General features: G+C 32.6%; 12 protein-coding genes. 8 read left to right on the forward strand and 4 right to left on the reverse strand.

The window, feature by feature from the left end; translation table 11 throughout:
* The 3 genes from ES044_RS19480 to ES044_RS08805 all read right to left on the reverse strand — a co-directional run.
* Positions 1-154 (reverse strand): transposase family protein (locus tag ES044_RS19480; RefSeq protein WP_147119052.1); only part of this gene is annotated, 154 nt, incomplete at its 3' end.
* A 66-nt stretch (positions 155-220) separates the two neighbouring features.
* On the reverse strand, positions 221-1,249 hold the full coding sequence (locus ES044_RS08800; RefSeq protein WP_223269172.1) for a nicotinamide phosphoribosyltransferase domain-containing protein: 1,029 nt from the start codon (positions 1,247-1,249) through the stop codon (positions 221-223).
* Positions 1,250-1,361: 112 nt separating this feature from the next.
* Positions 1,362-2,036 (reverse strand): NUDIX hydrolase, encoded by a 675-nt coding sequence (locus tag ES044_RS08805; protein WP_147119053.1) that lies wholly within the window; start codon positions 2,034-2,036, stop codon positions 1,362-1,364.
* Between the two features lie 112 nt (positions 2,037-2,148).
* On the opposite strand from ES044_RS08805, the gene ES044_RS08810 reads away from it, so the two are divergent.
* Positions 2,149-4,572, forward strand: coding sequence for a zinc-dependent metalloprotease (locus ES044_RS08810; protein ID WP_147119054.1), 2,424 nt, complete (start codon positions 2,149-2,151; stop codon positions 4,570-4,572).
* A 96-nt stretch (positions 4,573-4,668) separates the two neighbouring features.
* Here ES044_RS08810 and ES044_RS08815 read toward each other — a convergent pair whose 3' ends face one another.
* Positions 4,669-5,940 carry a DUF2851 family protein gene (locus ES044_RS08815; RefSeq protein ID WP_147119055.1) on the reverse strand — a complete coding sequence of 424 codons (1,272 nt, stop codon included), beginning with the start codon at positions 5,938-5,940 and terminating at the stop codon, positions 4,669-4,671.
* Between the two features lie 114 nt (positions 5,941-6,054).
* Here ES044_RS08815 and ES044_RS08820 point away from each other — a divergent pair, with 114 nt between their 5' ends.
* The 7 genes from ES044_RS08820 to lepB all read left to right on the forward strand — a co-directional run bounded on the left by ES044_RS08820 (position 6,055) and on the right by lepB (position 13,175).
* Complete coding sequence (locus ES044_RS08820) at positions 6,055-6,687, forward strand: NAD(P)H-dependent oxidoreductase (RefSeq protein WP_147119056.1); 633 nt, start codon at positions 6,055-6,057, stop codon at positions 6,685-6,687.
* Positions 6,688-6,783: 96 nt separating this feature from the next.
* On the forward strand, positions 6,784-8,253 hold the full coding sequence (locus tag ES044_RS08825; RefSeq protein ID WP_147119057.1) for an aminoacyl-histidine dipeptidase: 1,470 nt from the start codon (positions 6,784-6,786) through the stop codon (positions 8,251-8,253).
* 183 nt (positions 8,254-8,436) lie between these two features.
* A complete protein-coding gene (locus tag ES044_RS08830) occupies positions 8,437-9,201 on the forward strand; it encodes a ParA family protein (protein WP_147119058.1) in 765 nt (254 codons plus the stop codon).
* Between the two features lies 1 nt (position 9,202).
* Positions 9,203-10,087 (forward strand): ParB/RepB/Spo0J family partition protein, encoded by an 885-nt coding sequence (locus ES044_RS08835; protein WP_147119059.1) that lies wholly within the window; start codon positions 9,203-9,205, stop codon positions 10,085-10,087.
* Positions 10,088-10,181: 94 nt separating this feature from the next.
* Positions 10,182-10,688, forward strand: coding sequence for a DUF5683 domain-containing protein (locus ES044_RS08840; protein ID WP_223269173.1), 507 nt, complete (start codon positions 10,182-10,184; stop codon positions 10,686-10,688).
* A gap of 1 nt (position 10,689) precedes the next feature.
* Positions 10,690-11,391 (forward strand): 4-hydroxy-tetrahydrodipicolinate reductase, encoded by a 702-nt coding sequence (gene dapB / locus ES044_RS08845; RefSeq protein ID WP_147119061.1) that lies wholly within the window; start codon positions 10,690-10,692, stop codon positions 11,389-11,391.
* 77 nt (positions 11,392-11,468) lie between these two features.
* On the forward strand, positions 11,469-13,175 hold the full coding sequence (gene lepB, locus ES044_RS08850; protein WP_147119062.1) for a signal peptidase I: 1,707 nt from the start codon (positions 11,469-11,471) through the stop codon (positions 13,173-13,175).
* Positions 13,176-13,184 lie beyond the last annotated feature (9 nt).

The following is a 13,184-nucleotide window of genomic DNA, read 5'->3' on the forward strand; positions in this document are numbered from 1 at the left end:
CAAACACAACCATTTGCTCCCAAGTTTCTGCCCCACAAATGACCGAAGTTATTCCGATAAGAAGAATGTCGACTAAATTGTGAAGTCGGTTTATATGGCTTCTATGATCTTCTATTTGACCAAAAATATGCTTTAAATTACCCGATGATTCCATTTAGTTAAATTATTGATTATCAGCATAATATACGAATAATTAACAACTTAAACAACTGTAAATCAATTAAATAAATAATTTAAACACAAAAAAAGTATGATTCTGCCCTGACTCAACCACACCTTTTTCTTGTGGCAATGTTCCGTCTAATTTCTCACGTTCTCCACAAATAATAGCAACAGGATCTCCACTATCAGGTCGTATGACTAGTTTGCCATCTCTCGATAAAATTTCATTTTGTAATTTTGGCAGATAATCTGTAAGTACTTTCCATAAATCCCAAGTATCACTCACAACCGATAAAATTCCTGTTGGATAGGTTTTTATCAATGCTCTAAAAGTTTCTATCTCGTCATTTTTAGTACCCGCGCACATTACAGAATGTTCTGTAGCATTTACAGAACCAATTACAAAACCTTTTGCGTTATAATATTTCCTTAAACTACTTATTACGGGTAAAGTATCTGACCCTAAAAACACACTTGCATGTCCCATTCCTGATAGTATAGCACTTTGTAAACCACCCATACCTCGCATTGAAAAATCATGCCCTTGAAAATCGATAAAATCTATATGTTCTTCATCCGTTAAAAGCGCCCATTTTTTAAAAATTCGTTTATACAAAAGTGCAATAGTAGCCGATGTAATTGGTTGCCATAACATTGCAGAAAAAATCGTTTCTAAAAAATTAGTAACCCAATAGAATTCTTTATGTGTGTTTACGACTGTAAGCATCGGAACTCTCATTGGTACTTCTACCCCTTCTTCTAATGCTTTTACTTTGATTGGTAAATGTTGTAAATCATGTAGTTTTTCATAATGCAACACATCATAATCAGTATTTAGATACAAAGAAAGTTCTTCCTTTATTTCATGGCAAACAGTATTTTTATCTTTAGAGAAAAAGTTTTCTTCAAAATAATCATGTAACCATTTCATTACATATTGCTGACCAAAAGAAACCACTTTATCGCAACCTTTAGGCGCGTATGTATTGCTTCTTGGCGTCCAATTAGAATATACCTCTTCTGTTCCTTTTGGGTACTGTTGGTGATGTCCTGTTTTGTATCCGTCTGTTAATAATAATCCATTCATATTTTTTGTATTTGCGTAATTATAACACAAATATAGATTCAAATCAAAACCCTCGCAAATATAATTAGTGTTATTTTTACACAAAACATGTATGTAACTTATAATAAGCGTATTAAATTTCGAAAATAATTCCCTCTTGTTTTAAATGAAAGTATCTTTCTTGATTGAATTGAAATAATTTAGCCGGTCTACCTGAACCCTGAGACACTTTTTCATTTAGTTCATCTAAAACAGTTAGCTTTATTATTTTCTTTCGGAAGTTTCTTCTATCAATTTCTCGACCTAAAAGTGTGGTGTATAATTTTTCTAAATCAGAGAACGGGAATTTTTTATCTAACAACTCAAAGCCAATCGGTTCATAGGTTATTTTACCCTGTAATCTTACAATAGCTTTTTCTAAAATAGCTTTATGATCAAAAGACAACTTTGGTAACGCTTCAATAGAAAACCACTGCACTTTTTCTGCATCTGTAGCAGCAACTATTTTAAAAGCATTTGGTCTTACCAACCCAACATAAGCAATCGTTATAACTCTTCCTCTTGGATCTCTATCTGTGTTTCCAAACGTGTACAATTGCTCTAAATAATTTATTTTTACGCCAGTTTCTTCCACTAATTCTCTCTCTACTGCGGCTTCTAAAGATTCATTATTTAAAACAAATCCGCCAGGAATTGCCCAATCTCCTTTAAAAGGTTCGTATTTTCTTTTAATCAATAAAACAGAAATAACACCTGCTTCATATCCGAAAACAACAGCGTCTACAGAAACTTGAATGGCCTGATTCATAAATATGCGTTTAGTTTACACAAAAATAATAAATTCAGTTTTAACACAATCCATAAAGCGAATACTTATCCTTTTTATTATTTTAGAACTTTATACACCAAACAAAACCAACATGAAAAAACTATTACTATTCTCATTGATTTTAGCTTTTACATTTCCTAAAGAAATAAATGCTCAAAGAAAGAAATCTAAAGACGAAAAAACAGCGCAAACAACTCCAAAACCTAAAAAAAGTAAAATTCCAAAATATTCAGATTTTGTGACTAAAGAAACAAAAACTGATGAAGGGCTTTTTAAAGTTCATGAGTCAGACAATAATTATTTGTATGAAATTCCGAAAACTCATTTCGGAAAAGAGATGTTGTTGGTAACAAGAATTAAAGAACTTCCGGCTGGCTTGGGAGGTGGCTATGTAAATGCAGGATCCAAAATTAACGAACAAGTTGTTGTTTGGGAAGAATTTCAAAACAAGGTTTTATTAAAAGTAAAATCTTATAATGCTATTGCAAACGATTCTTTACCTATTTATAAATCTGTAAGAGCAAACAATCTAGAACCTATCATCTATGCTTTTGATATTAAAACACAAAACACCGATTCTACAGCCGTTATAATAGATGTAACAAAATTCTTTGCTACCGATATAAAAGCGATTACAGGTTTGCGTGACGCTTACAGAAAACGGTATAAAGTAAAAAGATTAGATCCTTCTAGAAGCTTTATTAACAGTGTAAAAAGCTATCCGAAGAATATAGAAGTTGTGCAAGATTTTACGTTTGATGCAGATGCACCTCCGAGTAATTCAAGCACAAATACGATTACTTTGCGCGTAAATCAATCGATGATTGTGTTGCCAGAAAATAAAATGACTCCTAGAATATACGATAAAAGGGTCGGTTATTTTTCTATCGGTACTGTAGATTATAGTTCGGAAGCCTTAAAAGCAGATAGCAAAAGGTATATTAAACGCTGGCGATTAGAACCAAAAGACATCAATGCTTACCATCGTGGGGAATTGGTAGAACCGATAAAACCGATTGTCTATTATTTAGATCCTGCCACGCCAGATAAATTAAAAAAATACATTAAACAAGGTGTTGACGATTGGCAAAAAGTTTTTGAAACTGCGGGTTTTAAGAATGCAATTATGGCAAAACATCCACCAACAAAAGAAGAAGATCCGGCATTTAGCATGGAAGATGTGCGCTATTCTTCTATTAGATATGTAGCAAGTACTACAAGAAATGCAACAGGACCGAGTGTTTCTGACCCAAGAACCGGAGAAATTATAGAAAGCGATATTATTTGGTATCACAACCATTTGCGCTCTTATAGAAATCGCTATTTATTAGAAACGGGGGCGGCAAATCCGTCTGCAAGAACACTTGATACCCCTGCGGAAGAAATTGGAGAAATGATGCGCATGGTAATTTCTCACGAAATTGGTCATGCTTTAGGTTTGCCTCACAACATGGCGGCTAGTTATGCTTATCCTGTAGATTCTTTGCGTTCGGGTAAATTTACTCAAAAAATGGGAATTGCCGCAACCATTATGGATTATGCACGTTATAATTATGTTGCGCAACCGGGTGATGAAAACATCCGTTTTATTCGTCAACTGGGGCCTTATGATCAGTATGCTATTAACTGGGGATATCGTAAAATTCCTGAAGCAACAACTCCTGAACAAGAAATAGCAACTTTAGATACATGGATTTCAAACAAGGCCGATAATCCTATTTATAGATTTGGTGCGCAACGTTTTGATCCTTCTGCACAAACCGAAGGGATTGGTAATGATCAAGTAAAAGCCTCTACTTACGGTATGAATAACTTGAAAATTGTTGCTGAAAATTTACCAAGTTGGACTTCAGATCAAACCAATAATTATGATGATTTATCTGAATTATATGGAGAACTTTTAGGTGTTTGGAACCGATATGCTGGTCATGTTTCTGGCAATATCGGTGGTGTTTATGAATACAATAAAAAACCAACGCAAGATGGTGTTGTTTATCATCCTGTTTCAGAAAAAAAACAAAAAGAAGCAATGGTTTGGTTGCAACAAAATGTATTTAAAACACAAGATTGGTTGGTTGATAAAAGCATACTTTCTAATATTGATGAAAGCGGATATACAAACAGTATGCTAAATCTTCAAAACAGACAATTGTATAGTCTTTTAAATGCATCAAAACTAGAAAGAATGATTGATGCAGAAATTATAACCTCTGATACTTACAATGTTTTAGACATGGTTCGTGATTTGAGAATTGGTGTTTTTTCTGAAGTAAATTATATAAAAAATGTTGATGTATTTAGACGTAATCTTCAAAAATCGATGATTGCCAGAATGGGCGAGTTATTTAATGCTAAAAATATTAAAAATTCTGATATTAACGCGATTATTAGAGGTGAACTAGAAAGTTTAAACTTTCAATTAACAATTGCAAAAAACAGACGTGTGAATAGAATGACGAAATATCATTACAGCGATTGTTTGGCAAATATTAAGGAAATATTGAATCCTAAATAACTTTTACCTGGCATTGCTAATTACAGTTTTTCTGCGAGCTATGGCAATCTTACTTTTTATTTTGAATACTCTGTGACTGCCAAAGTCCTTTCAAAATTATTTTCTTAAAAAACTATTCCCTATTGCACATTGTAAACAACGTTTCTTTGTGCAATAGTTGTTTTTAAGCTCTAGTAAAGCCTGGCTTTCTAATGCATTTTTAGATTTTATTTTAAGCGACGAGAAATTAGAAATAATACTATTTTTTTCTGATGAAACTTGTTTTATCAACTGTAGAATCTCTTCTTCATCCACTGCTCCTCTACTTTGTAAATAGACAAATTTTAAGGGGATAATCGTATTGATTAAAATCAAATCAATAAAAGCTTTTGATAATTTTTTGGGTGATTTTTTTGAGACTGATTCAAACGTATAATGTGTTTTCCAGAACTCTTGAATTTCAAAATTAAACACGATATAAAAATCCTCTTTTTTCTGACAATTCATCAATTTTGAAAATAAATTTTGATGCGTAAACATCAAAGAGGCTAATTGTGCAATTCTTATGGTTGGAAAGTTTTGAGGCCGCATCCTAAAAAATTGAAACTGCCTATTCGCAATAGGAAGTAAATTATGTTTGTGTTTCAAATAGTGATATATTTCCTGTAACTGTTTATGATAACCCACTTCAGCGTCTTCCTCTAAAAACCCTGCTTGCCCAAAAAATAATGCTGTTAATTGCAACAGATCAAATCGTTCTTTTTTAACAATCGAAAAATCCATGGACTTTGCTAATTCTAAAAACGAATCTCCATTTACTTTTAATCCGAAGTTTTTAGCCAATAATTGAAACAAAACAGCTTCAAAGTCGGCATTTGTGTCTAATAATAAATCTTTTATAAAAGTTGATTTCTGCTCTAACCTTTCAAAATAAAGACGTTCTAACCAGTTATTTAAAACAAATTCATCGACATTTAAAATTTGATTTTCACAAGGAATAAATTGTTGTTGATGGTATACCAAGCTTTTATAATTTGCTAAAAGCGCTTTAGAAACATAGTTTTTCAGCTCTAAAGTTGGCAAAGGTTTGTTGTTTTTCATATAAACAGCTACATCGTGTTCCCAAACAACATGCAAAATTACGGCATCATAATTTACATCCTCTTCATGTTTATGCAAATACCAATCAGAAGATTTTACGTGCATTTCTGTATGACCAACCCAAAGTTGCTGGTCTATTTTTATGTGCGAATTTAAAAAATCAGGCCCTGAATTTTTATTATGCATTCCAGATTTTACAATATATACTTCTTTAGCATCTAAAGTTTGTAGATTTAAACTCGAAAACATGTTGTGTTTCCACACGTAATATAAAAATTCTTCATTCATCTCTTTTTTTGTTTACAAGATACAAAAAAACTTATTTGCTCATCAATTTTTCCAATAGAAGGAAGAAAAATAAACCCTGATAAACATATACTTTTGCAGTCTAAAAATAAGGAAATGAATTCTGTAGAAAGTTTAAAATGGCGATATGCTGTTAAAAAATTTGATGAAAATAAATCATTATCAACATCACAAATAGACACTATAAAAGAAGCGTTTAATTTAACGGCTACTTCTTATGGCTTGCAGCCTTTAAAATTATTGGTGATTAAGAATAAAACAATTCAAAAAGAATTGGTTGCACATTCCTGGAATCAGCCACAAATTTTACAAGCTTCACATCTTTTAGTCATCTGTATTCCGAAAGAGTACACAACGAAAGAAGTAGAAAGTTATTTTAATTTGGTAAAAGAAGTTAGAGATTCACCTGATGCCGTTATCAATCCTTTTAAAAAGTTTTTAACTGGCGAAATAGGAAAAAAAACACAAGAAGAATTGTTGGTATGGAACAAAAACCAAGCCTATATCGCTTTGGGTAATTTACTAACAGTTTGTGCTTTAGAAAAAATAGACTCTTGCCCAATGGAAGGTTTTTCTCCTGAAAAGTATGATGAAATTCTAAAGCTAAAGGAACACAACTTAACATCTACTTTGGTTTTACCTATTGGTTTTAGAGCAAATGATGATTATATGAAAGACTTAAAAAAAGTGCGTAAAAACATTCATGATGTAGTCATAGAGTTTAACTAAATCTATTAAAAACAAAGGAAGCCTTCTTTAAACAGAAGGCTTTTTTTTGGTCTTTAAAAACTGTACTTTTGAGGAACCAATTTTAAAGTAAATACAATGAGTCAAGATATTAGAAATATAGAGCCAAAAGCTGTTTGGAATCATTTTTCAGATTTAAATGCAGTACCAAGACCTTCTAAAAAAGAAGAAAGAATTATCCAATTTATGGTCGATTTTGGAAATAATTTAAATCTTGAAACTTTTGTAGATCACGTTGGGAATATAATCGTAAAAAAGCCAGCAACAGCTGGTATGGAAAACAGAAAAATCATTGTGATGCAAGGTCATATCGACATGGTACATCAAAAAAATGCAGATACTGTTTTTGATTTTGACAAAGAGGGTATTAAAATGTTTGTTGATGGGGATTGGGTAAAAGCAGAAGGCACTACTTTAGGGGCAGATAATGGATTAGGTGTTGCTGCAATTATGGCAATTTTATCTTCTACAGACATAGAGCATCCAGAAATTGAAGCTTTGTTTACGATTGATGAAGAAACCGGAATGACCGGTGCAATGGGTTTAGAAGGTGGTGTTTTAAAAGGTGAAATTTTATTAAATTTAGACACTGAAGAAGACGATGAAATAGGCATTGGTTGCGCTGGTGGTGTAGATTTAACGGCTAAAAGAACTTACAAAGAAGAAGAAACTCCTGCGAATACAACTGGCTTTACAATTGCCGTAAAAGGTTTAAATGGTGGGCATTCAGGAATGGATATTATTAAAGGTTTGGGAAATGCGAACAAGATAATGAACCGTATTTTGTTTGATAGTTTTACAAATTTCGGCTTGCGTATTTCCGAGATTAATGGCGGAAGTTTGCGAAACGCAATTCCGAGAGAAAGCTTTGCATCTGTGGTTATTGACACCGTTTCTAAAGAACCTTTTTTGTTTGAAACAACGCAATTAATCAACACAATAAAAGAAGAGTTTTTAACCCTAGAAGCTAATTTAGAAATTGAAATTATAGAAGTTACAGCACCAAAAAACGTAATGGATTTGGGTGTGCAAGAAGGTTTTATAAAGGCTATTTACGGCGCTTTAAACGGCGTTTATAGAATGAGTCCTGATGTTCTTGGTTTGGTAGAAACCTCTAATAATATTGCAAGAATTATTGTAAAAGACGGCAGCATTAAAGTAGGGTGTTTAACCCGTTCGTCTTCTGAAAGTAATAAATGGGATTTGGCAAACTCTTTACGCTCTTGTTTTGAATTGGCCGGTTTTGATGTCGATTTTTCAGGAACGTATCCTGGTTGGTTGCCCAACTTAAATTCAGAAATTTTAGTGGTTGTAGAGAACTTGTATAAAGAATTGTTTCAAGAAAATCCGAATGTAGCCGCTTGTCATGCGGGTTTAGAATGCGGAATTTTAGGTCAGAATTACCCTAATATCGATATGATTTCTTTTGGACCAACTATAAGAGGTGCACATTCTCCTGATGAACGTGCTCAAATATCATCAACCAAAAAATTCTGGAAACTACTGATCGAAGTTTTGAAGAATATTCCAGAAAAAACATCAAAATAGATTCAGAAAAATAATCTTAAAAGCAGATTTAATTTTAAGAATTGTATTTGTTTAAAAACATTAAAAAAAAACTTATAATAAATTGATTTTCAATTTATTATAAGTTTAGCTTTTTGTTAACATCTTTCACTTTTATAAAACAGAAAAATATGTAATTTTACTCTTTAATAACATCAAACTTATATGGGAAAAATAATTGCAATTGCAAATCAAAAAGGAGGTGTTGGTAAAACAACAACAAGCATTAATTTAGCCGCTGCTTTAGGTGTTTTAGAGAAAAAAGTATTGCTTATTGATGCTGACCCTCAAGCAAATGCATCTTCTGGTTTAGGCATCGATGTAGAGACTGTAGAATTTGGAACCTACCAAGTTTTAGAACATTCTATCAATGCAAGAGAGGCAATTGTAAAAACATCGTCTCCAAACGTAGATATTATTCCTGCGCATATCGACTTAGTAGCCATTGAAATCGAACTAGTAGACAAACAAGAAAGAGAGTATATGCTTAAAAAAGCAGTGCAAGATATTAAAAATGAGTACGATTATATTTTGATTGATTGTGCACCCTCATTGGGTTTAATTACTTTAAATTCTTTAGTGGCAGCAGATTCAGTCATTATTCCTATTCAATGTGAATATTTTGCTTTAGAAGGATTAGGAAAGCTATTAAACACTATTAAAAGTATTCAGAACATTCATAATACAGATTTAAATATTGAAGGTTTATTATTAACGATGTTTGATTCTCGTTTACGCTTATCAAACCAGGTAGTAGATGAAGTTAGAAAACATTTTTCTAGTATGGTTTTTGATACAATTATAAGACGAAATACTCGTTTAGGAGAAGCACCAAGTTATGGAGAAAGTATTATTGCTTACGACGCCACTAGCAAAGGCGCTGTAAATTACTTAAATTTGGCTCAAGAATTATTAAAAAAGAATTCGTAAAATGGCAAAAGCAACCAAGAAACAAGCTTTAGGAAGAGGATTATCTGCTTTGTTGCAAGACACACCAAACATTAACTCTGCATCTGACAAAAATGCAGATAAAGTTGTGGGGAGTATTATTGAACTTGAGTTGGGCTTAATTGATGTAAATCCGTATCAACCAAGAACGTATTTTGATGAAGAATCTTTACGTGAATTAGCAAGTTCTATAAGAGAATTAGGAGTTATACAACCAATTACCGTAAGGAAATTAGAAGGAAATAAGTTCCAATTAGTTTCTGGAGAACGTAGGTTTAGAGCCTCAAAATTAATAGGCAACAAAACTGTGCCTGCTTACATAAGGCTTGCCAACGACCAAGAAATGCTAGAAATGGCTTTGGTTGAAAACATTCAGCGTAAAAATTTAGATCCGATAGAAATAGCACTTTCGTATCAACGTTTAATTGATGAAGTTCAATTAACGCAAGAAGATTTAAGCACAAGAGTTGGTAAAAAACGCTCTACGGTCACCAATTATTTGCGTTTATTAAAGTTAGACCCTATTTTACAAACAGGCATGCGTGACGGTTTTATATCTATGGGCCACGGACGCGCAATGATTAATGTAGAGAATACAGAAGATCAGTTAGCTATTTATGAAAAAATATTACGCGAAAAATTATCTGTAAGACAAACCGAAGATTTAGTAAAAAATCTAAAATCTGGCGCTATCGCAAAACCAAAAAAGAAAGCTGTACCGCCATATATTAAAAATAGCTTAAAAGATATTAGTGACTATTTTGGTCATAAAATAGATGTTACTGTATCGGCCAACGGAAAAGGAAAACTTTCAATTCCTTTTCATTCAGAAGAAGACTTTAATCGCATAAAAAATCTTTTAAAATAAATTGTCTTTAAAAAAAATCATACTTGTTTTATGCGTCGCATTTTTTTCTGCGAATCTTTTAGCGCAAAAAGATTCGATACCAGAACTTTTAAAAGTGAAAAATATAAAGGTAACAGGAAAAATAAAAAATACAGGAGGTATTTATGATCCTTTAGCACCTTCTAGAGCGGCTTTTTATTCTGCTATTTTTCCAGGAATGGGACAAATTTATAACAAGAAATACTGGAAAGCGCCTATTGTTTGGGGCGCATTAGCTATTCCAGCCTATTATTATCAAACTAACAATAATGATTATATTCGATTTAGAACCGCTTACAAGTTAAGAGAAAACGGTTTGGTAGATGAATTTACAGTAAATGGTGTAGAAATTGTTTCTACAGAAACCCTAGAAACTGCGCAAAAACAATTAAGAGAAAATAGAGATATGTCGATACTAACGGGCGTTATTTTATATATTTTACAAATTGTAGAAGCCAGTGTAAATGCACATTTACTGCAATTTAACACCGATGATAATTTATCATTTAAACCCACCATGATTACAAATCCTATTCGATTTGAATCGCCCACCATAGGATTAAAAATTAAATATACTTTTTAAAATGAAAATTGCACTTTTAGGTTATGGAAGAATGGGTAAAGAAATTGAGCAAATTGCAATTTCTAGAGGTCATGAAATAGTGATTAAAAAAGATGTTGATGATGCTATTGATATTACTTTAGCAGATGTAGCAATTGATTTTAGTGTACCAAATTCCGCTTTTAATAATATTTCTAATTGCTTTAAGAATAACGTGCCTGTTATTTCTGGAACAACAGGTTGGTTAGATGCTTATGAAGATGCAGTTGCGCTATGCAAGCAAAAAAAAGGCGCATTTATCTATGCCTCAAATTTTAGTGTTGGCGTAAATATCTTTTTTGAGTTGAATAAACAATTGGCAAAAATGATGAGTACTTTAGAAGATTATAACATTTCTATGGAAGAAATTCATCACACAAAAAAATTAGACGCACCAAGCGGAACAGCAATCTCTTTGGCAGAGGGAATTATAGCACACACTTCAAAAACAGGTTGGGAATTAGACGCTGTTTCATCCGAAGAAAACATACCTATTATAGCAAAAAGAATAATAGATGTACCCGGCACACACACTGTTTGGTACAAATCTGAAGTAGATGCCATCGAAATTAAACACACCGCTCACAGCCGAAAAGGTTTTGCATTAGGTGCCGTAATTGCCGCAGAATGGATTTTAAATAAAACAGGTGTATTTTCTATGAAAGATGTGTTAAACATCCGTTAAGAACTGTAACATTTTCTTTATTTTGCGCCTTATAAAACAATACAATTATTCCTTGTAAAGGAAACAAAAAATATATTATGACATATTCGCAGTGGTTTATCTTTTTTTTAGTAGTTCAAGTTCTCCATTTTTTAGGCACTTGGAAACTCTATGTAAAAGCAGGCAGAAAAGCTTGGGAAGCTGCAATACCTATTTATAATGGTGTGGTTTTAATGCAAATTATAAATAGACCTAAATGGTGGATTATTTTACTTTTTATACCTGTCATAAACCTATTAATGTTTCCTGTAATTTGGATAGAAACCATTAGAACTTTTGGCTACTACAAAAAACTAGATTCGCTTTTAGTCATCTTAACGTTAGGTTTATATATTTTTTATATCAACTATGCAACAGACGCGGCGTTCAATGCTGATAGAAGCTTAAAACCTCGATCTGAAGTAGGCGAATGGGTAAGTTCTATAACATTTGCCATTATTGCTGCAACCTTGGTGCATACCTATTTTATGCAGCCTTTTACCATACCAACTTCTTCTTTAGAGAAATCTTTATTAGTGGGTGATTATTTATTTGTAAGCAAGTTTCATTATGGTGCTAGAGTTCCGTCTACCGTAATTGCAGCTCCGATGGTGCATGATTCTTTGCCCTTTACAAGTTTAGCTTCTTATCTAAAAAAACCTCAACTACCTTATACCAGATTACCTGGTTTACAGAATATTAAAAACAATGATATTGTTTGTTTCAATTGGCCTGCAGATACTTTAGCGACTATGTGGGGGGATTATTCAGGTAAATTTACTTACAAACCTGTTGATAAAAAAACAAATTACGTAAAACGATCTGTAGGTATTGCTGGTGATTCTTTAGAAATTAGAGATGGCTATGTATATATAAACGGTAAAAAGAACAATTTACCATACAGAGCTAAATTGCAATTCTATTACACTTATGAAGCTAAAGGACAGATTGATAGAAATACCTATCCGCAGTTTTTGTTAGATAAAGGTAGAACTGGCGTGTATAAAATTCTTACAAAATTATGGGTTGATGAAAGAATTCAAGAAGCGATAAAGCAGAACGGAAATCTTTCTAAAATAGGACAAGATTCTCTATACACAGAAGTTGTTGGAGGCGTAAACCAAGCTTTTGCCCAAAAAATAAAAATGATTTCTGTTGATAACAAAATCAACATTAACATGACCGAAGCGGAAGCTGAAAAGCTTAAAAAACAACCGCTTACCTTGTCTGTTAAAAAAGTAAATCATGCCCCAGACAATGCCATTTTTCCGCACATTGAAAGCAATCAATGGAGTCAAGATAATTTTGGACCAATTTACATTCCGAAAGCTGGCGCTACCGTAAAATTAGATGCAAAATCTTTACCTTATTACGAGCAGATTATCAAAAATTATGAAAATAATGATTTAACAATTAATGGTGATGCTATTTTTATCAACGGAGAAAAAGCAGATTCTTACACCTTTAAACAAGATTATTATTGGTTGGTTGGGGATAACCGACACAACTCTTTAGATGCGCGTTATTGGGGGTATGTGCCTTTTGATCATGTATTAGGAAAACCTGTAATGATTTGGTTTAGCTGGGATGCAAATGCGGCAAGCCTTGGTGCAAAGTTAAAATCGATTCGATGGGACAGAATGTTTACTACGGTTCATGGAGATGGCGAACCGGTTTCTTATCGCTATTTTGTTTTTGCATTGATCGCACTATATATTGGTTGGAGTTTTTATAAAGCTAGAAAAAATAAAGAACTTAAAAAATAGTTAGTGTTT

Source organism: Polaribacter sp. IC066 (assembly GCF_007997085.1).
Classification (GTDB): domain Bacteria; phylum Bacteroidota; class Bacteroidia; order Flavobacteriales; family Flavobacteriaceae; genus Polaribacter.

Coding starts and splice junctions, on each gene's coding strand:
- ES044_RS08810 (WP_147119054.1), top strand. CDS start 2,149: ATGAAAAAACTATTACTATTCTCATTGATTTTAGCTTTTACATTTCCT.
- ES044_RS08820 (WP_147119056.1), top strand. CDS start 6,055: ATGAATTCTGTAGAAAGTTTAAAATGGCGATATGCTGTTAAAAAATTT.
- ES044_RS08805 (WP_147119053.1), bottom strand. CDS start 2,036: ATGAATCAGGCCATTCAAGTTTCTGTAGACGCTGTTGTTTTCGGATAT.
- ES044_RS08800 (WP_223269172.1), bottom strand. CDS start 1,249: ATGAATGGATTATTATTAACAGACGGATACAAAACAGGACATCACCAA.
- ES044_RS08825 (WP_147119057.1), top strand. CDS start 6,784: ATGAGTCAAGATATTAGAAATATAGAGCCAAAAGCTGTTTGGAATCAT.
- ES044_RS08835 (WP_147119059.1), top strand. CDS start 9,203: ATGGCAAAAGCAACCAAGAAACAAGCTTTAGGAAGAGGATTATCTGCT.
- ES044_RS08815 (WP_147119055.1), bottom strand. CDS start 5,940: ATGAATGAAGAATTTTTATATTACGTGTGGAAACACAACATGTTTTCG.
- dapB (WP_147119061.1), top strand. CDS start 10,690: ATGAAAATTGCACTTTTAGGTTATGGAAGAATGGGTAAAGAAATTGAG.
- lepB (WP_147119062.1), top strand. CDS start 11,469: ATGACATATTCGCAGTGGTTTATCTTTTTTTTAGTAGTTCAAGTTCTC.
- ES044_RS08830 (WP_147119058.1), top strand. CDS start 8,437: ATGGGAAAAATAATTGCAATTGCAAATCAAAAAGGAGGTGTTGGTAAA.